The 19,502-nt window shown below is 72.1% G+C and carries 15 protein-coding genes; 8 read left to right on the top strand and 7 right to left on the bottom strand.

Annotated elements, in window-relative coordinates:
• Positions 1–279: 279 nt before the first annotated feature.
• The 5 genes from AB0F77_RS00990 (at position 280) to AB0F77_RS00970 (ending at position 6,952) form a co-directional block, all read left to right on the top strand.
• Positions 280–1,101 (top strand): class I SAM-dependent methyltransferase, encoded by an 822-nt coding sequence (locus AB0F77_RS00990; protein WP_361939237.1) that lies wholly within the window; start codon positions 280–282, stop codon positions 1,099–1,101.
• 762 nt (positions 1,102–1,863) lie between these two features.
• The gene (locus tag AB0F77_RS00985; protein WP_361939235.1) at positions 1,864–2,637 is read left to right on the top strand and encodes an isoprenyl transferase; all 774 of its coding nucleotides are present in this window, start codon (positions 1,864–1,866) and stop codon (positions 2,635–2,637) included.
• Between the two features lie 339 nt (positions 2,638–2,976).
• Positions 2,977–4,302: a PhoH family protein gene (locus AB0F77_RS00980; protein ID WP_361939231.1), complete on the top strand. Its 1,326-nt coding sequence runs from the start codon at positions 2,977–2,979 to the stop codon at positions 4,300–4,302.
• 418 nt (positions 4,303–4,720) lie between these two features.
• Positions 4,721–5,416, top strand: a complete 696-nt coding sequence (locus AB0F77_RS00975; protein ID WP_361939228.1) for a lytic transglycosylase domain-containing protein — start codon at positions 4,721–4,723, stop codon at positions 5,414–5,416.
• Positions 5,417–5,560: 144 nt separating this feature from the next.
• Entirely contained in the window at positions 5,561–6,952 is a 1,392-nt protein-coding gene (locus AB0F77_RS00970; RefSeq protein ID WP_361939225.1) for an AI-2E family transporter, read from the top strand.
• A 30-nt stretch (positions 6,953–6,982) separates the two neighbouring features.
• Here AB0F77_RS00970 and AB0F77_RS00965 read toward each other — a convergent pair whose 3' ends face one another.
• The 4 genes from AB0F77_RS00965 to AB0F77_RS00950 all read right to left on the bottom strand — a co-directional run bounded on the left by AB0F77_RS00965 (position 6,983) and on the right by AB0F77_RS00950 (position 9,872).
• On the bottom strand, positions 6,983–7,522 hold the full coding sequence (locus AB0F77_RS00965; RefSeq protein WP_361939222.1) for an alkyl hydroperoxide reductase: 540 nt from the start codon (positions 7,520–7,522) through the stop codon (positions 6,983–6,985).
• Positions 7,523–7,525: 3 nt separating this feature from the next.
• Positions 7,526–7,840: a hypothetical protein gene (locus AB0F77_RS00960; protein ID WP_361939219.1), complete on the bottom strand. Its 315-nt coding sequence runs from the start codon at positions 7,838–7,840 to the stop codon at positions 7,526–7,528.
• 128 nt (positions 7,841–7,968) lie between these two features.
• Positions 7,969–8,637 carry a response regulator transcription factor gene (locus tag AB0F77_RS00955; protein WP_361939216.1) on the bottom strand — a complete coding sequence of 223 codons (669 nt, stop codon included), beginning with the start codon at positions 8,635–8,637 and terminating at the stop codon, positions 7,969–7,971.
• Positions 8,601–9,872 (bottom strand): sensor domain-containing protein, encoded by a 1,272-nt coding sequence (locus AB0F77_RS00950; protein ID WP_361939646.1) that lies wholly within the window; start codon positions 9,870–9,872, stop codon positions 8,601–8,603. The genes AB0F77_RS00955 and AB0F77_RS00950 overlap by 37 nt, the downstream gene beginning before the upstream one ends.
• A gap of 197 nt (positions 9,873–10,069) precedes the next feature.
• On the opposite strand from AB0F77_RS00950, the gene AB0F77_RS00945 reads away from it, so the two are divergent.
• Entirely contained in the window at positions 10,070–10,807 is a 738-nt protein-coding gene (locus AB0F77_RS00945; RefSeq protein ID WP_361939213.1) for an ABC transporter ATP-binding protein, read from the top strand.
• Complete coding sequence (locus AB0F77_RS00940) at positions 10,801–13,257, top strand: ABC transporter permease (RefSeq protein ID WP_361939210.1); 2,457 nt, start codon at positions 10,801–10,803, stop codon at positions 13,255–13,257. The genes AB0F77_RS00945 and AB0F77_RS00940 overlap by 7 nt, the downstream gene beginning before the upstream one ends.
• A gap of 124 nt (positions 13,258–13,381) precedes the next feature.
• On the opposite strand, the gene AB0F77_RS00935 is transcribed toward AB0F77_RS00940, so the two are convergent.
• Genes AB0F77_RS00935 through AB0F77_RS00925 form a run of 3 tightly spaced genes read right to left on the bottom strand, consistent with a single transcriptional unit; the run spans position 13,382 to position 16,919 of the window.
• Complete coding sequence (locus AB0F77_RS00935; RefSeq protein WP_361939207.1) at positions 13,382–15,712, bottom strand: ABC transporter permease; 2,331 nt, start codon at positions 15,710–15,712, stop codon at positions 13,382–13,384.
• A complete protein-coding gene (locus tag AB0F77_RS00930) occupies positions 15,709–16,398 on the bottom strand; it encodes an ABC transporter ATP-binding protein (RefSeq protein ID WP_361939204.1) in 690 nt (229 codons plus the stop codon). Before AB0F77_RS00930 ends, AB0F77_RS00935 begins: the two co-directional genes overlap by 4 nt.
• Positions 16,395–16,919, bottom strand: a complete 525-nt coding sequence (locus AB0F77_RS00925; RefSeq protein ID WP_361939201.1) for a PadR family transcriptional regulator — start codon at positions 16,917–16,919, stop codon at positions 16,395–16,397. The genes AB0F77_RS00930 and AB0F77_RS00925 overlap by 4 nt, the downstream gene beginning before the upstream one ends.
• Before the next feature lie 307 nt (positions 16,920–17,226).
• On the opposite strand from AB0F77_RS00925, the gene AB0F77_RS00920 reads away from it, so the two are divergent.
• Complete coding sequence (locus AB0F77_RS00920) at positions 17,227–19,497, top strand: transglycosylase domain-containing protein (protein WP_361939198.1); 2,271 nt, start codon at positions 17,227–17,229, stop codon at positions 19,495–19,497.
• Positions 19,498–19,502: the final 5 nt, after the last annotated feature.

Here is a 19,502-nt window from a genome sequence, read left to right as displayed (position 1 = left end):
CGCGGCCTGGCCGCCCGCCGCCCGTTGCCCGGCTGCGCGGTCCCGCCGCCTGGTCGCCCCGCCGTCCAGCGACCTCCAGGCATGCCTTCTCCAACTCCTTCGAGCCGGAGAATGCCTACCTGGCGGCCGACTCCCACCCCGCCACCTCGCCGCCCCGCTACCCCTCGGCCCACCCCGGCGTGCCCCGGCCCACCCCGTCCCGCCGCCCCCCGCCGTCCGTCCCACCGCCCCGGGAAAACCAGGCGCGGTCGCCCTCGCCCCCCTGTCATGCTCGGCCCCATGGCAGACCCCCGAGACCGCGCCCCCGACCCTGCCCCCGACCTCGACCGCGGCTTCGAGCGGCTCGTCGCCGAGGGGGGCGCCGTGGCCACCGACGGATGGGACTTCTCCTGGTTCGAGGGCAGGGCCAGCGAGGAACGGCCCTCTTGGGGGTACGCCCGTTCCGCCGCCGGCCGTCTCGCCCGTGCCGACGCCGCGCTGGACGTGCAGACCGGCGGCGGCGAGGTCCTGGACTTCGCGCTCGGCGCGGCGGCCCCCGCCCGGCCCCGTCTGCTCGCCGCCACCGAGGGCTGGCCGCCCAACGTCACCCGGGCCGCCGCCCTGCTGGAGCCGCGCGGCGTCACGGTCGTCGCCGCGGCCGAGGACGCGCCGCTGCCCTTCGCCGACGGCGCCTTCGACCTCGTCCTCAGCCGCCACCCCGTGAGCCCCCACTGGCACGAGATCGCCCGCGTGCTGCGCCCGGGCGGCACCTACTTCGCCCAGCACGTCGGTCCCGCCAGCGTCATCGAACTCGTCGAGTACTTCCTCGGCCCCCAGCCCCCGCGGGCGCGCACCGGCCGCGACCCCGTACGGGAGCGCGCCGACGCCGAGGCGGCCGGGCTGGAGATCGCCGGGCTGCGGAGCCAGCGGCTGCGGATGGAGTTCCACGACATCGGCGCGGTCGTCCACTTCCTGCGCAAGGTGATCTGGCTGGTCCCCGGCTTCACCGTCGAGGCGTACGAGCCCCGGCTGCGCGCCCTGCACGAGCGGATCGAGGCCGAAGGCCCCTTCGTGGCCCACAGCACGCGGCACCTCTTCGACGCCCGCAAACCGGACCGCTAGCGCGCCCCGCGCGGGAGCCTGCACGGCCGACGGCCGAAACCGGTGCGCCCCGCGCGGTGGAATCGGCCGGGAACCGCCGGTGCGTCCGGGCGCGCGACACGCACGGAGTTTCCACATCGTTATCGCGAACGGCTCGCATTCGAACGACTGCTCCCGTAAGTTCAGACCAAGGTAATTCGCGTGAGCAAAGCTGCGCGGGCGGCACCGTGCAGTGGAGGGGGCTGCGCGGTGCCGTAATGCCTCCGTGCGCCCGTCAAGCCACCGTTCGCTGCGGGGGTAGCCCGTCGGGGGGACGGCCGTGTGTCGCGCGCCTCGGCCGCCGGGCCTCCCGAACCCTCATGATCCCTTCATCTGTGGCTGATTTCCCTGGGAATCCGCTGCGAATCAGCCACATCGGCCCCCGATCAAGGGGTTTCCGGCTCACCCCGCCGTCGCCGGATGACTACGGAGAGTATTTGTGGCACGCCGATGCACGCAGCATCACTTACAAAGGGTTATGGTGGAAACCCCCCCTCGGGCCGGTCCGTCTCCCCCCCACGGACCGGCCCGTTTTTTCATGTCCGGCCGGAACACGTCCGGAGGCCGGAACACGTCCGGCGCGAGCGGGAACGGGTCCGGTGCGAGCAGGAACGAGCCGCAACAAGCCCGGAAACGCCGGGCGAACCACCCCCGCGCCCCCGCCGCACCCGCAACACGGCCCGTGCGCCACGGGGGTAGGCTGCCCCCGCGGGGACCGCACCGTACGGAGGGGCTGACAAACACGTGAACCTGCGCGACAAGCTGCGCGGCCTCCTGGTCAGGCTGTACGCACGCCGGGTGGAAGGCCACCTGGACCACGCTCAGGTGCCCAAGCACATCGGCGTCATCATGGATGGGAACCGCCGCTGGGCGAAGGCCGCGGGCTCCAGCACCGTCCACGGTCACCGGGCCGGTGCCGAGAACATCGAGGAGTTCCTCGGCTGGTGCAGCGAGACCGACGTCGAGGTCGTCACCCTGTGGCTGCTGTCCACGGACAACTTCGACCGCGCCGAGGAGGAGCTCGTCCCGCTCCTCGGCATCATCGAGGACGTCGTCCGCACCCTCGCCGCCGACGGCCGCTGGCGGGTGCACCACGTCGGCACCCCCGATCTGCTGCCCTCCCCGATGCAGACGGCGCTCAAGGAGGCCGAGGAGGCCACCGCGCACGTCAAGGGGATACTGGTCAACGTCGCCATCGGCTACGGCGGCCGGCAGGAGATCGCCGACGCCGTCCGCTCGATGATCCTGGACGCCCAGGACCGGGGCGTGTCCATGGAGGACCTCGCCGAGTCCGTCGACGTCGACATGATCGGCCGCCACCTCTACACCGGCGACCAGCCCGACCCCGACCTCGTCATCCGCACCAGCGGCGAGCAGCGGCTGTCCGGATTCATGCTGTGGCAGACCGCGCACTCGGAGTACTACTTCTGCGAGGTCTTCTGGCCGGCCTTCCGCAAGGTCGACTTCCTGCGCGCCCTGCGCGACTACGCCGCCCGCCACCGGCGCTACGGAGGCTGACGCACACCCCGGACGACCACGGCCGCGGCAGACGTAACAAGGTGTTCACCGGTGCGTCGACCGCGGCCGTTGCATGGCGTCGCATGTTCGAGGGCATAGACACACCAGGTCGACGCCCGAACCACGGGTGTCGTATCTCAGCGGACGGCACGGGGCCGTCCGCCCGGGAGGCCCTTTGCACCAGCCCGACCGTGCGGTCACCGCGCGGAAGCAGCCGCGGAGGGCCGGTCGCCGGCCCGCCGTTCGCGGGGGCCGCGGACCGGCCTGGTCTTTCCCGTCCTCCCGGCCCGGCTTCCTTTCCGTCGCTCCCCGACCTCATCCGAGGGGGTACGTCCTTCCGTGGTGACCAGCACAAAGCGTCGTAAGCCCGACCGGCGCACCTATGTTCTCGACACCAGCGTCCTGCTGGCCGACCCGAACGCCCTGACCCGTTTCGACGAGCACGAGGTCGTGCTCCCGATCGTCGTGGTCACGGAACTGGAGGCCAAGCGGCACCATCCGGAACTCGGCTACTTCGCCCGGCAGGCGCTGCGCCTGCTGGACGACTACCGGGTCCGGCACGGCCGCCTCGACGCCCCCATCCCGATCGGGGAACTCGGCGGAACCGTCCGTGTCGAGCTCAACCACTCGGACCCCAGCGTGCTGCCCAGCGGCTACCGCCTGGGGGACAACGACTCCCGCATCCTCGCGGTGGCCCGCAACCTCCAGGCCGAGGGGTACGACGTCACCGTCGTCTCGAAGGACCTCCCGCTCAGGATCAAGGCGTCGTCCGTGGGCCTGCTCGCGGAGGAGTACCGCGCAGAACTCGCCATCACGGACTCCTCCGGCTGGACGGGGATGTCCGAGCTGACCCTGTCCGGGGAACAGGTCGACATCCTCTTCGAGGAGGGCCATGTGTACGTGCCGGAGGCGTCCGACCTCCCCGTGCACACGGGTCTGACCGTCCAGTCCGAGCGGGGCAAGGCCCTCGGCCGGGTCACGGCGGAGGGCAACGTCCGACTGGTGCGCGGCGACCGGGAGGCGTTCGGCATCAAGGGCCGCAGCGCCGAGCAGCGCATCGCGCTCGACCTGCTGCTCGACCCGGACGTGGGCATCGTGTCGATGGGCGGCCGGGCCGGCACCGGCAAGTCGGCGCTGGCGCTGTGCGCGGGCCTGGAGGCGGTCCTGGAGCGCCGCCAGCACCAGAAGGTGATGGTCTTCCGACCGCTGTACGCGGTGGGCGGGCAGGAACTGGGCTATCTGCCGGGCTCCGAGGCCGAGAAGATGAGCCCCTGGGCGCAGGCGGTCTTCGACACCCTCTCCGCGGTCACCAGCCGTGAGGTCATCGAGGAGGTCACCGCGCGCGGGATGCTGGAGGTCCTGCCGCTGACCCACATCCGCGGCCGCTCGCTGCACGACGCGTTCGTGATCGTGGACGAGGCGCAGTCGCTGGAACGGAACGTCCTGCTGACCGTTCTGTCCCGGATCGGCGCGAATTCCCGGGTGGTGCTGACCCATGACGTCGCCCAGCGCGACAACCTCAGGGTCGGCCGGTACGACGGTGTGGTCGCCGTAGTGGAGAAGCTGAAGGGGCACCCGCTCTTCGCCCACGTCACCCTGACGCGGTCCGAGAGGTCCCGGATCGCCGCACTTGTGACCGAAATGCTGGAGGACGGACACATCTGACCCGAGTGTTCAACTTGGGTCGGTTACTCGCTGGTTGGCGCCGCCCGGCAAAGGCTTGAGCCTAGCCGGGCGGCGCCGGCATGTGCGGGAGGTTGCGAAAAACGCCTGGGCCAAACGGGATGTGAGCTTTCACACGCAACTCGGAATTGCCTCGCGGTGTCGGGTTACGGCAGAGTCTCACTCCTGTCAGGCCCCGCATGCGACACAGGTGTACCCCCAGCGGTACGGCACCACAGAAGCACCACCGCCAACTGCATAGTCGACGTCGCATGCCGCCCGAGCTTCACGCGGCGCTCTCCTCGCGAGAGTTGCCCACCGGGTCCGCGCCTCCCGTGACCGAGCAGTTGGGAGGCCAGCGCCAGGGGCACGATTGCGTCCGCCAGGGTCACCGAAGCGGGCGACGCTGGAAGGAAACCGTGTGAGCCGGATTTCGGTCCGGGGATTCGCAGTGGCCTCGGCCACCGCGGTCACCGCTGTCGGAAGCGTCGTGGGTGTTGCCTCGGGCAGCACCGCGCAGACCAACGACGCCGAGGCGATGGCAGCAGACGCGACGCTTCTCGCCGACATACCGGCCGGACAGCAGGCGCAGGTGCAGACCGCGTCGCTGACCCAGCAGGCCGACGCGCAGGCCATCCAGGCCGACGCCAGCGCCAAGAAGGACGCGGAGGCAGCGGCCCGCAAGGCTGCCGCCGAGACCGCGGTCGCCAAGAAGGAGTCCGCCGAGAAGGCGGCCAAGCTGGCCAAGGAGCGGGCGGACGCCGAGAAGGCCGCCAGCCGCAGCAAGAGCGCGAGCGCCGCCAGCTTCCCCATTCAGAGCTCGTATACCGTCGCGCAGATCCAGGCGATGGCGCGTCAGGTGGTCGCGAGCGGCCAGTTCCAGTGCTTCAGCAACATCGTGGACCACGAGTCCAGCTGGAACTACCGTGCGGTCAACGCCTCTTCCGGCGCCTACGGCCTCTTCCAGGCCCTGCCCGGGTCCAAGATGTCGTCCGTCGGTGCCGACTGGCAGACCAACCCGGCCACGCAGATCAAGTGGGGTCTCAACTACATGAACGGCCGCTACGGCAGCCCCTGCGCCGCGTGGTCGTTCTGGCAGGCCAACCACTGGTACTAGGCATCCGGAAGTTTCTTCCGCGCTCAACCCGGCACAGCCCCTCCCCGTCCTAGGGGGAGGGGCTGTCTCCATGTACGGTCGAACCGACGACTCCAGGGGGGAGTGGTGGGCAACACCCAGGGACACGGGGGAAGAGAGCGGATCATGTCACGAGTGCCAGGGTGGCTGGGCCGGCTGGGAGCCCGCCTGACGGAGATGAGCGAGCGGCTCGACGCCCGCAGGGCCGAGGTGGAGCAGGAGCACTCCCGGCACGATCCCGAACCCCCCGCCCCCGCACGGCGGTCCGAGCGTCCCGCCGCCCGGCCGCCCGCCGAGCGGAAGCCCACCGCCCCCGCTGTCGCCCCCACCCGTCCCGATCCCGTCCAGGCCGTGCCGTGGGGTGTACGGGTGGCGGCCGAGGCGGGCTGGCGGCTCCTGGTCCTCGCGGGCACCGTGTGGGTGCTGATGCGGGTCATCAGCGCCGTGCAGCTGGTGGTCCTGGCGTTCGTCACCGCGCTGCTCATCACGGCGGTGCTCCAGCCGACCGTGGCCCGGCTGCGCCGGCACGGCGTGCCGCGCGGGCCCGCCACCGCGCTCACCGCGTTCCTCGGCTTCGTCATCATGGGGCTGATCGGCTGGTTCGTGACCTGGCAGGTCATGGAGAACATCGACACGCTCTCCAACCAGATCCAGGACGGCATCGACGAGCTGCGCAAGTGGCTGCTGAACAGCCCCTTCCACGTCACCGACAAGCAGATCAACCAGATAGCGAAGAACCTGCGGGAGGCGGTCGGCGCCAACACCGACCAGATCACCTCGGCGGGGCTGGAGGGCGTCCAGGTCATCGTCGAGGCCCTGACCGGCATCCTGCTGACGGTCTTCTCGACGCTGTTCCTGCTCTACGACGGCCGCCGCATCTGGGAGTGGAGCCTGAAGCTGGTGCCCGCCGCGGCCCGTCCGGCGATCGCGGGCGCCGGCCCGCGGGCCTGGCGGACGCTGACCGCGTATGTGCGCGGCACGGTGATAGTGGCCCTGATCGACGCCATCTTCATCGGCCTGGGCATCTACTTCCTGGACGTCCCGATGGCCGTCCCGCTGGCCGTGTTCATCTTCCTGTTCTCGTTCATCCCGCTCGTGGGCGCCGTCGCCTCCGGTGCGCTCGCGGTGGTCGTCGCGCTGGTCACCCAGGGCGTGTTCGCGGCGGTGATGACGCTCGCGGTGGTGCTCGCGGTCCAGCAGATCGAGGGCCACGTCCTCCAGCCGTTCATCCTCGGCCGGGCCGTGCGGGTGCATCCGCTCGCGGTGGTGCTGTCCGTCGCGGCGGGCGGCATGGTCGCCGGGATCGGCGGCGCGGTCGTCGCCGTGCCGCTGGTGGCGGTGACCAACACGGTGGTGAGCTACCTGCGGGCGTACTCGCTGGGGATGGTCCCCGCCGGGCCGGACCCGGACGAACCGGACCGTCCGGCGCCCGAGGACGAGGCCGTCCAGGCCGGAGAGGGGTCCGGGGGCGCGGCCCCCGAGGACGGCTCCGACAACACCGAGGGCCCCGCCCGGTAGAACCGAACGGGGCCCCGGAAACACCGGTGTCTACTCGATGTCGGCCAGAACGGCTTCCGCTTCCAGGGTGGAGGCCGCCGCCTGGATCACCGAGGCGATCTTGAACGCCTCCTGGACCGTCTCCCGGTCGACGCCGGCCCTGCGCAGCACCTGCTCGTGCGAGTCGAGGCACGTGCCGCAGCCGTTGACGGCGGAGACCGCGAACGACCAGAGCTCGAAGTCGACCCTCTCCACGCCCGGGTTGCCGATGACGTTCATCCGCAGCCCGGCGCGCAGGGTGCCGTACTCCTGGTCGGACAGCAGGTGCCGGGTCCGGTGGAAGACGTTGTTCATCGCCATGATCGCGGCGGCCGACTTCGCGGCCGTGTACGCCTCGGCGCTGAGGTTCGCCCTGGCCTCCGGCGCCAGCTCGCGCAGCACGACGGGGGAGCGCGAGGCGATGGCGGTCGCCAGCACCGTGCCCCACAGCTGCTGCGCCGACAGGTCCGAATTGCCGATGACCGAGCCCAGGTTGAGCTTCAGGTCCTTGGCGTAGTCCGGTACGCGGGACTTCAGGGAGTCGAGGGACATCGGTCACTCACCGGCCAGCAGCTCGACCGGGTCGAGGGTGTCGTCGCCCTTGCTCCAGTTGCACACGACGAAGACCGCGCGCTTGGCGAAGCCCTCCTCGTCCTCGATGCCGAGATCGCGCATCAGCTCGTGCTTCGAGTCGGCCATCATCGGGAACGGCAGGTCGCGCAGGTCGTCGTGGTCCTTGGGCCAGGCGAAGATCACCTTCCACTTGCCCTCGTGGGTCTTGTGGTTGATCTTCTCGAACTCCCGGCCCTTCTCCAGTGAGACGCAGGCCGTGAGGTCGAACTCGGGGAACTTGTCACCGACAGTGAGCACAGGCTCTCCTTGCAGCAGGGAAGGAACCCGGATCGCGGGCACTTCCCATGGGTTGGTCCACGTCGATCGTGGCACACCGTGCGTTGATCAGGACGGCCCTGACCCGCTCCCGGTCCGTCCGGTCGGCGTCAGCCCCGCAGATAGGTGAGGACGGCCAGGACCCTGCGGTGGGTCCCGTCCGTCTGCGGCAGGTCCAGCTTGGTGAGGATGTTGCCGATGTGCTTGCCGATCGCGGCCTCGGACACCACCAGCTCCTTGGCGATCGAGCCGTTCGACCTGCCCTCGGCCATCAGCGCCAGCACCTCGCGTTCGCGCGGGGTGAGCTGCTCCAGCGGATCACGGCGGCGGCGCAGCAACTGGCGCACCACCTCGGGGTCGACCACCGTCCCGCCGTCCGCCACCTCGTGCAGCGCCGCGACGAACTCCTCGACCTGGCCGACCCGGTCCTTGAGCAGATAGCCGACGCCCGATCCGTCACCGGAGTCCAGGAGTTCGGCGGCGTACGTCCGTTGCACGTACTGACTGAGGACCAGAACCGGCAGGGTGGGGCGCTTCGCGCGCAGCCGCACCGCCGCGTGCAGGCCCTCGTCCTGGAAGGAGGGCGGCATGCGCACGTCCGTCACCACGATGTCGGGGGCGTGCTCCTCGACCGCGGTGACCAGCGCCCGCGCGTCCCCGACGGCCGACACCACCTCGTGGCCGCAGCGGCCGAGCAGGCCGACGAGCCCTTCCCGCAGCAGCACGCTGTCTTCGGCCAGCACTACGCGCAGCGATCGGCCGCCTCGGTCAACTCGCAAGGAAACTCCACACGCAACAGAGTCGGTCCACCCGGCGGACTGGTCAGCACAAGTCTGCCATCCAGGACCGACACCCGGTCCGCGAGACCGGTGAGGCCGCTGCCCGCCGAGACGTCCGCGCCGCCGCGGCCGTCGTCGCGCACCTCCAGGAACAGACGTCCGTCGCGATGACCGCCGCTCACCCACGCCCGGCCGGCCCCGCTGTGCCTGGCGACGTTGGCCAGCGCCTCGCAGACCACGAAGTACGCCGCGGACTCGACCGCCCGGCCCGGCCGGCCCGCCAGTTCGAGGTCGACGTCGACGGGGACCGCGCAGCGCTCGGCGGCGTCGGCGACCGCCGCCCGAAGGCCGTAGTCCGTGAGGACCTTGGGGTGGATGCCGTGGATGAGCTCGCGCAGTTCCGTGAGCGCCCTGCCCGCCTCCTCGTGGGCCCGGGCGAGCTGATCGGCGAGCGGACCGGGCGGGGCGTCGAGGCGGGCCAGCCCCAGGGCCATCGTCAGGGCCACCAGGCGCTGTTGGGCGCCGTCGTGGAGATCGCGCTCGATACGGCGCCGCTCGGCCTCGAAGGCGTCCACCAACCGGACGCGGGAGCGGGCCAGTTCGACCACCTCGGCGCCGAGCTCGCCCTCGCGGGAGGCGATCAGCAGCCGGGCCAGCTCGGCGCGGGCGCCCGCCGTGACGCCGAGCACGTAAGCGCAGACCCCCATCAGGAGCAGGCCCAGCAGGGCGACGCCGAAAGCGGTCGGCCAGGTGGTGACCGTCCACTGCTTGAGCACCTTCGTCTCGTGGCCGTCGCCGACCGTGGCCATCAGCAGCGGGGTGGCGACCATGGACAGCGGGAGGAACAGCGCGACCGTGACCACCAGGGCGTCGACCGGCCACAGCAGCCCGGCGAACAGCAGCGTGTAGCCGAGTTCCCGCCAGGTCGCCTGTTCGCGCAGCCGCGTGGTCAGCCAGGCCCGCAGTCCCGGCGCGGCCGGCACCCGGTGCCGGCCGGACACCGGGGCGTGATCCATCAGGCGCAGCCTGCGCCGCTCCACCCCGGCCACCGGGATTCCGCCGAGGGCGACCAGGACGAGCAGCGGCAGCCCCACCAGGACGACGGAGAGGACCGCGCAGACCGCCGCCGCCGTCACGATCCCCACCAGAACGGCGCCGCCGGTGACCGCGCCGGTGAGCAGATACGCGGCGGAGCGCCAGGGCCAGGCCGACAGCAGGAAGCCCGGCCGGGACATGGCCCGCCACACGTGTCGAGGGTGCATGTGCATGACCGTAAAGGGGTCTCGTCGGCCGGTGCCATCGGTCCGGCCCCCGTCATCGGGGTAGGGCCGGCCCTACCCCAGGTCTCGGTCCGGCCCCACTGCGTCACGAGGGGGTGGCGCGGTTTCGTGGAGGCACCGACAAGAAGGAGCAGGTACAGGTGGGGGAACACATGAGCAACGACGGAATCCGCATGCGCTCCGTGACCCGGCGGCACGGCTCGGGCGGTACGTCCGTCACGGCCCTCGACCAGGTGACGCTCGCTTTCCCGAGGGGGACGTTCACCGCCGTCATGGGCCCGTCCGGATCCGGCAAGTCCACCCTGCTCCAGTGCGCCGCCGGCCTGGACCGGCCCACATCGGGCTCGGTCACCCTGGGCGACACGGAACTGACGGGGCTGAGCGAGACCAGGCTGACCCTGTTGCGCCGAGAACGCATCGGCTTCGTGTTCCAGGCGTTCAACCTGCTGCCCTCGCTGACCGCCGAGCAGAACGTGGCCCTGCCGCTGCGGCTGGCCGGCCGCCGCCCGAAGAAGGACCAGGTGCGCGAGGCGCTCCGACAGGTCGGACTCGGCGACCGGGCACGGCACCGGCCGTCGGAGCTGTCCGGCGGTCAGCAGCAGCGGGTCGCCCTGGCCCGCGCCCTGATCACCCGCCCCGACGTGCTGTTCGGCGACGAGCCCACCGGCGCGCTCGACTCGCGGGCGGGCCACGAGGTGCTGACCCTGCTGCGCGGCATGGTCGACCGGGACGGCCGGACGATCGTCATGGTCACCCACGACCCCGTCGCCGCCTCCCGCGCCGACCGCGTCGTCCTCCTCGTCGACGGCCGTGTCAACGGCGAACTGGTCGGAGCCCGTGCCGAGGACATCGCGGCGCGCATGACCGAGCTGGAGGCGGTGCCGTGCTGAGCGTCACGCTGCGCACCCTGCGCACCCGCTGGATCACCTTCGCCGGCAGCTTCGTCGCCCTCTCCCTCGGGGTGGCGCTGATCGCCGTCATGGGGCTGGCCCTGGCGTCCTCGCCGGACACACCCGACCGGGGGCCGGAGCGGTTCGCCGCGGCGCCGGTCGTCGTCAGGGGCCAGGACACCCTCGACGTGCCCACCTCGACCGGCGACCGCACCCGGAAGCTCGCGCAGCCGCGTCCCGTGCCCGACGACGCGGTCGCGAGACTGCGGCGCCTCGGGACCGTCGTCGAGGACAGGTCGTTCTCCGTGCGGGCCGCGGGCGGGCCCACCGACCTGGTGGGCCACCCCTGGTCCACCGCGGCCTTCGCGCCGTACGAACTCGACGCGGGACGCGCGCCCGAGGCCGCGGACGAGGTCGTCGTCAGCGGCGGCTGGGCCCGGCCGGGCACCCGGGTGCGGACCGACCGCGGCACCGTCCGCGTCGTCGGCACCGTGGCCGGGCTCGGCTTCGAGAACGCCGTGTTCTACCCGGACGCCCGCGCCGCCGAACTGTCGCCGCGCAGCCTCCAGCTCGTGGTCGACGCCGACGCGGCGGCCGTGCGCGCGGCGGTGCGCGGCGGCGAGGGCGTCCAGGTCCTCACCGGGGACGCGCGCCGGTACGCCGACGCCGACCCCGACCGGGACGGCGAGGCCCGCACCGCGATGAACGCCCTGTTCGGCACGGCCGGCGGTGTCACCGGGTTCGTGTCGGTGTTCGTGGTGGCCTCGACCTCCGCGTTCTCGGTGGCCCAGCGGCGCCGCGAGTTCGGGCTGCTGCGCACGGCGGGGGCGACCCCGGGGCAGATCCGGCGCATGGTCGTCCTCGAGGCGCTCGTGGTCGGGGTGCTCGCCTCGGCCGCCGGTTGTGTGCTCGGTTCCCACGGGGCTCCGAGGCTCGCCGAGTGGGCGGTCGAGGAGGGCCTCGCACCTCGCCGGTTCACCATCGGCGAGCACACCTGGCCCTACCACATGGCGTTCTGGACGGGCCTGTTCACGGCCCTGTGCGGGGTGACGGCCGCGTCCCGGTCGGCGGGGCGCATCGGTCCCACCGAGGCACTGCGCGAGGCGTCCGTGGACACCCGGGTGATGACGCGGGGCCGCCTGCTGATCGGCGCGGCCCTGCTGATCACCGCCGCGGGGACACTGGCCCTGGCCCTGGTGACGGACCCGGGCGACCTGCTGCAGCGCAAGACCTATGTGAGCCGGCCGATGCTGCTGATCACCGCGGTGGCGCTGCTCGCACCGGTGCCGGTGCGGCCCCTGACCCGGCTGATCGCCTGGCTGCCGGCCCGACTGCCCGGAGCGGGCGGGATGCTGGTGCGGGAGAACGCCGCCGCCGGGGTCCGCCGCACCGCCGCCGTCGCGGCGCCCGTCCTGGTCACGGTCGCGCTGGCGGGCTCGCTGCTCGGAGCCACCGCGACCCTCGGCGAGGCGAAGGCCACCGAGGCGCGCGAGCGGACGGCCGCCGACTTCGTGGTCACCGCGGCGGACGACACCGGCTTCGACCGTACGACGCTGCGGCGGCTTCGCGCCGTGTCCGGCGCCGAGGTCTCGGCGAGCTCGTCGAGCGCCGTGTACGTCCTGGAGGACGGCGCGGCCCTCATCAGGTCCGATGCCAGGGCCGTCGAACCGGGGCCGCTCGCGGCGACGGCCCGGCTCCCGCTCGCCGCGGGGAGGGCGCGTGACCTGGACGACGACTCGATCATCGTCAACGAGGAGTGGGAGGAGCACACCGTGGGCGAGCGGGTGGACGTGTGGCTCGGCGACGGCACGAGGAAGTCCCTGCGGATCGCCGCGGTCATGACCGTCGGCACCGGCGACAACGGCGTCTACGTCACCCCGCGCAACGCCCCCGCGGCGCCTGCCGACCGGGTCGACGTGCGCCTCGCGGAAGGTGCTGACGCGGGCACCGTGGCGGCCGGTCTGCGGGCGGCGGCGCGGGGGTCGGGCGGGGAGGTCCGCACCGGGGACGCCTGGGTGCGGGCGACGCGTCCCGCGACCGACCGGACGACCCGGGCGGGCTTCTTCCTGGTCCTCGGGATCGCGCTCCTCTACACCGGCATCTCGCTGGCCAACACGATGGTGACGGCCACCGCCGACCGGGTCCGCGACCTGGCTGTGCTGCGGCTGGCCGGCGCCACCAGGGGGCAGGTACTGCGCCTGGTGGGCGCCGAGGCGCTGCTGGTGGTCGCGGTCGGCGGACTGCTGGGAGCGCTGGTCGCCGGGGCCAACCTGTGGGGCATGTGGGGCGCGCTGCGCCTGCTCTCGGTGCGGACGTCCGTCGAGATGCCCTGGGCGGCGCTCGCGGCGGCCGTGGGTGCCTGCGCGGTGCTCGCCGTGCTCTCTGCGGTCGTCCCGGCCGGCCTCGCCCTGCGCCGCGGGGCGGTGCAGTCGGCGGGCCTGCGCGAGTGACCTCCGTCCGGGCTCGTCGCGGGACCGGCACAAGCCCTGGGGCGCGGGCCGCGGCGTGATGCGCACCGGCGGTGGTCCGCGCGGTGCGCATCACGCGAGGGGGCGGGGCCCGTGCGGTGCCGGGCTACTCGGTGCGCAGGCCCTCGGCCCGCATCAGGCGGGCCAGTGGGGGGAGGCTCAGCAGGGTCACGGTGAGGACGACCGCCGCGCCGATGCCGGTCATCGCCCCCACGCTCGCCCAGTCCACGCCCACCGGCACGGAGGTCAGCCGCTGCAGCACCGCGCCGAGGGCCAGGCCCACCACCGTGGCCAGCACCAGCCCGAGGGCGACGGGAACGGCCGTCTGCCACAGCACCGACATGCCCAGCGTGCGCCGCCGGGTGCCGAAGGCGACCAGCGACGACAGCAGCTTGCGGCGCTCGCGCAACTGCTCCAGCTGCGACACCAGCAGGCTCGCCCCGATCAGCGCCAGCACACAGGTCGCGCCGACGAACAGCCCGGTCCGGATCGACGTGAACCGGTCCGACTGCTCGGTGGCCGCCCACGTCATCGCGTACGCCAGCGGCGACACGGCCGCCGCGGTGTTGCGCACGTGCTCCTCGACGTCGGGGACCGACCGGTCCAGCGACAGGAACACCGAGCCCTGGAGAACCTGTGCGGCACCCTTCGGCAGCGCGCTCGGCGTCATCAGGAAGCCGCCGCGCCGCACCCCGGTCGGATCCTCGACGGCCCGCGCCTCCTTCATCCCGGCCGGTACGGTCCACGCGATCTCGCGGTGGTGCTCGTCGTCGTAGGAGGGGTCGAAGAACAGCTGCCGCCCGGCCGTCGCGAGCTTCGGGGTGTCGGTGTCGTATTCGCCGCCGCGGACCAGGAACACGTCACCGTCGCGGCAGGAGGGCAGCGTCGCCACCTCGCGCAGGGCCGCGCAGTCCCCGACCGTCGTCTGCGAGCTGTGCTCGGGGTTCACGCGCCGGTCGCCGAGGTAGTCCGTGGACAGCGCGACGGTCCGGCGCACCCCCTCGGTGCGGGCGAACCGGCCGGCCGCCGCCGTGAGTCCGGCCCCGCCCGGCACGCTCACCTCCATCTGCGCCCGGCTGAGGTCCTTGGCCGACTGCTTCGTGTAGTCGCCCTGCACCCCGGCGAACAGCATCTGGAGCGCGATCGCCCCGGCCACCGCCACCGCGATGCCGTTGACCATGCGGGCCGCCGTGCCGCTGCTCAACTGGAGCCTCCGTACGGCCAGTTGCCAGGAGACCGAGCCGGCGCCCAGCCGGGCGACGACCGCCTCCACGATCCACGGCAGCAGCGCGGTGACCCCGACGAGGATGAGGACGACACCGCCGGTGACCAGGTACTGGTTGAAGTTCCCGCCGTCCCGGCCCTGGCCGACCATCGGGTACAGCATCGCGAGCCCGGCCAGCGGCAGCAGCAGCCGCCACCACAGCCTCCGGCGCGCGGGCCGGGCGGTGCGCACCACGCCGAGCGGTTCGATGACGACCCCGCGCAGCGCGAACAGGGTGACGAGCACCGCGGCCGCCGGGACCGCCACGGCGACCAGCGCGACCAGCAGCGGTGAGGGGTCGAGATAGCTGGGGAACACGCTGATCCCGAGCAGTTCGACGGAGCCCGCGGCCTGCCGCCCCGCCAGGAAGAAGCCGGTGCCGAGGACCAGTCCGAACAGCGCCCCGGCCATCGCCTCGCCCGCCGCGATCCGCCGGGTCATCCCGCTGTCGGAGCCCACCAGCCGGAGCGCGGCGAGCCTGCGGTCGCGCCGCTCGCCGCCGAACCGTACGGCCGCGGCGATGAACACGGCGACCGGCATCAGCAGCACGATGAACATGACGAGCGTGAGCAGGACGAGGACCGGGTCGGTCTGCTGCGGGGTCGGGTGGGGGTTGCCGAACCGGTCGATGCGGGCCACCCGCGCACCGTCGAGTCGCGCGGCGAGCCCCTCGGCGCCCGCGTAGTAGGCGAGTTCGTGCGAGCCGATGAGCCCGCTCTCGCCGATGGTGCCGACGACGTCGTAGGGCAGCCGCTCCCGCAGCAGCCGGCCGTCGGGGGAGGCGAGCAGGTCCCGCAGGGCGGGCGAGACCACCATCGTGCCGGCCGCCGGGTACGCCGCCACACCCGGCGGCAGCGGGGCGCGCGGGCCCTCGGGCTCGACCAGCCGGCCGCGGACGTCCTCGTGCCGGAACGTCGTGTCGACGTCGGCCACGACGAACGTGTTGTCGGCGCGCGGCGGCACCTCCTGCGCGTAGGTGTAGTCGAGCCGGGCCTCCTCGCGGTCGTGCCGGACCTTCATCACATGGGGGACCGCGGTCGTCAGCAGGAGCAGCGCCACGCCGAGGCCGACGCCGACGGCGGTCAGCAGCACCCTGACCCACCCCTCGCGCCCGCCGGTGAACGCGAACCGGGCCCCCATCGTGAGGTCCCGCCCCCACCGCCCCGCCCTCACGCGGTCCGCTCCATGTCCCGGGACCTGCCGTCGCGCACGACGATCTCGCGGTCGGAGTAGGCGGCGACCCGGGCCTCGTGGGTGACCAGGACGACGGCCGCGTTCGTGGAGCGGGCCGCGTCGGTCAGCAGTTCCATGACGCGTTCGCCGTTGAGGGAGTCCAGCGCGCCGGTCGGTTCGTCGGCGAACAGCACCCGGGGGCCGGTGACCAGCGCCCGGGCCACGGCGACCCGCTGCCCCTGGCCGCCGGAGACCTCACCGGGCCGCTTGCCCCGCAGGTCGTCGACCTCCAGCCGCTCCATCCAGGTGAGCGCGGTCCGCTCGGCCTCCTTGCGGGAGGTGCCGTTCAGCCGCAGCGGCAGCGCCACGTTCTCCACGCACGTGAGCTCCGGGACGAGCTGGCCGAACTGGAAGACGAAGCCGAACTCGGAGCGCCGCAGCCTGCTGCGCTGCGCGTCGCCCATCGTGGCCATCTCCCGGCCGTCGTAGAGGATCGAACCGGAGTCGGGCGGCACGATGCCGGCGAGGCAGTGCAGCAGCGTCGACTTGCCGGAGCCGGAGGGGCCCATCACGGCGACGACCTCGCCGGGGTGGATGGAGAACTCGGCGCCGTCGAGCGCGACGGTCGGGCCGTACGTCTTGCGCAGCTCCTCGGCGGTGAGCAGCGAACCCGCGGGAGGCGTCATCGGGTCACCTCCGCACCGAGCCTGTCGAGCCGCGCGGCGGTCAGTTCCAGCCAGCGCAGGTCGGCCTCCAGGTGGAAGAGGGCGTGGTCGCAGATGAGCTGGTCGGCGAGGTCGCCCTTGCGCTTGCGCTCGGTCAGGGCGCGCATGCTGCGCAGGTGCTCGGCGCGCTGGGTGTCGAGGACGTCGGCGGCGTCGCGGTGGGTGAGGAGCGCGAGGACGACCTTGGTGTAGAGGGTCGACTGGAGGTACTCCTCCGGCTTCTCGGGCTTCGCCAGCCAGCTGTCGACGTCGGTGATCCCGGCGTCGGTGATGGCGTAGCGCTTGCGCTCGGGGCCGCCGCCGGCCTCGATCCCGTCGACCTCGACGAGCCCGTTCTTCAGCAGGCGCGACATCGTCGAGTAGACCTGGCCGTAGTGCAGCGGCCGGTCGTGACCGAACTTCTCGTCGAAGGCCCGCTTCAGGTCGTAACCGTGTCGGGGGCCGGACTCCAGGAGCCCTAGGAGGGTGTGACCGATGGACATGCGAGCACTCTACACACGGTGTATACGCGGGGTGTATACGCGGAGTGCGCAGACCCTGGCCCCGTGTGCGGATGTGCAGGTGGGAACCGATTGTCACGGTTCTGTCACAGCGGACGGCCCGGCGGGGGCGTGTCCCGGAGGCAACCATCCGGCGCCGTCGGCCGTCGGTTCCCATGGAACGGGTGCTGATTGTCACGTCCGCAAAAGAGCGGATCGAGGGCCCTTTGTCGCATACGGCGGTGTTAGTTTTCAGAGCTGACCCGAGCCGACCTGAGCCAGGTGAGACGGAAGCGGAGCGTAGGAACCCATGGGACGAGCGGACGAGAGACGAGCGCGCAAGCGCGCCGGACGGCGCCGCGCGGCGCCCAGGAACCGCTCGGGCAAGGGCGGCATACGCGGACTCTTCACCTGGAAGAAGATCCTCGGCACGTTCCTCGGCTTCTGTCTGCTGTGCATCGGCGCGTTCGTCGTGCTCTACCTCGTCGTCGACGTTCCCGCGGGCAACGTCGCCGCCCAGCGCCAGAGCAACGTCTACAAGTACAGCGACGGCACGGTCCTGGCCCGCAAGGGCGAGGTCAACCGCGAGATCGTCGACCTGTCCAAGGTGCCGCGCAAGGTCCAGCTGACCTTCGTCGCCGCCGAGAACAAGACCTTCTACAAGGACGCCGGCGTCGACCTCAGGGGCACCGCCCGCGGTCTGCTCAACACCCTGTCCGGCAGGGGCAAGCAGGGCGGCTCGACGATCACCCAGCAGTACGTCAAGAACTACTACCTCAACCAGGACCAGACCGTCACGCGCAAGCTGAAGGAGCTGGTCATCTCGTTGAAGGTGGACCGCCAGACGTCCAAGGACGACATCCTCGCGGGCTACATCAACACCAGCTACTACGGCCGCAACGCCTACGGCATCCAGGCCGCCGCCCAGGCGTACTACCGCGTCGACGCGCAGGACCTCACGGTCGAGCAGGGCGCCTACCTCGCCGCGCTGCTCCAGGCGCCGAGCCAGTACGACTGGGCCGTCGCCTCGGACACGAGCAAGCGGCTGGTGCAGGCGCGCTGGAACTACGTCCTCGACAACATGGTGGAGGAGGGCTGGCTGAACCGGTCCGACCGGGCGGGCATGAAGTTCCCGGTGCCGCTGACACCCAAGGGGGCGCCGGGCCTGGAGGGGCAGAAGGGCTATCTGGTCGAGCTGGCCAACCAGCAGCTCGAACGGCAGCTCATGGATCAGGAGGGCCTCACCCCGTCCCAGGCGGAGAGCGCCGTCGTCGACCAGGGCTGGACCATCACCCTCAACGTCGACCGCAAGAAGCAGGCGCAGCTGGAGCGGGCGGTCAAGGGCGAACTGACCGGCAAGCTCGACCCGAAGAAGCGCAAGGTCGACGGGAACGTGCAGGCCGGCGCCGTCTCGGTCGACCCGAAGACGGGCCGCATCGTGGCGCTGTACGGCGGCGTCGACTACTACAAGCACTACTTCAGCAACGCGACCCGCCGGGACTACCAGCCCGCGTCGACGTTCAAGCCGGTCATCCTGGCCGCCGCCATGGAGGCGGACGCCAGGACCCAGGACGGCGATCCGATCGACCCCGACGCGGTGTACGACGGCACCAGCGGCCGCCAGGTCCTCGACCACGGCGCCAAGGTCGGCTTCGGCCCGCCCAACGAGGACGACCAGGACTACGGCGACATCACGGTCCAGCAGGCGATGAACAAGTCCGTGAACTCGGTGTTCGCGCAGATGGGCGTGGACGTCGGCATGCAGCGCGTGATGGACACCGCCAAGGAACTCGGCATGGACACCAAGGGCATGCAGGCCGTGCCCGCGCAGACCCTCGGCTCCATGGGCGCGAGCCCCCTGGAGATGGCCGGGATCTACGCCACGCTCGACAACCACGGCAAGAAGGTCACGCCGTCGATCCTGAAGTCGGCGGAGAAGAAGAACCGCAGCGTCGAGATCCCCGACCCCGTGGGCGACCGGGTGATCAGCCGCACGGCGGCGGACACCGTGACGTCGGTGCTGACCGGCGTGGTCGACGACGGCACGGCGCGGCAGTCGGTGGCCAACAACCCGGAGCGCGACGGCCAGCAGGTGGCGGGCAAGACCGGTACGTCCGACGAGAACAAGTCGGCCTGGTTCACCGGGTACACGCCCGACCTGGTCACCTCGGTGGGTCTGTTCGGCGAGGACGCCAAGACGCAGAACCACGTCTCCCTCGCGGGCGCGACGGGCCTGATCCCGGGCAAGGGCCGCATCAACGGCGGCGGCTACCCGGCGCAGATCTGGGCGGCGTACACCTTCGGCGTGACCGACCGGGCGAAGTTCGACCTGGACACCGACCAGGGCGCGGCGGTCGAGCCGACCCGCACCCCGACCTCGGCGCCGCCCACCTCCGAGAGCCCGAGCGAGACCCCCACGTCGGCCCCGCCGACCTCCGAGAGCCCGTCGAACACCCCGTCCGAGTCCCCGACGACGGAGCCGCCGTCCCAGTCACCCACGACCGAGACACCGACCCCGCCGACGCAGAGCCCGACGGACGGGATCACCCTGGACCCCGTCCGCCCAGGTGACGACCAGTAGGACGA

The organism is Streptomyces sp. NPDC026672, from assembly GCF_040638185.1.
In the GTDB taxonomy this organism is placed as follows: Bacteria; Actinomycetota; Actinomycetes; order Streptomycetales; family Streptomycetaceae; genus Streptomyces.
Note: the sequence above shows the minus strand (reverse complement) of the source record. Positions and strands in the feature narration are given on the sequence as shown.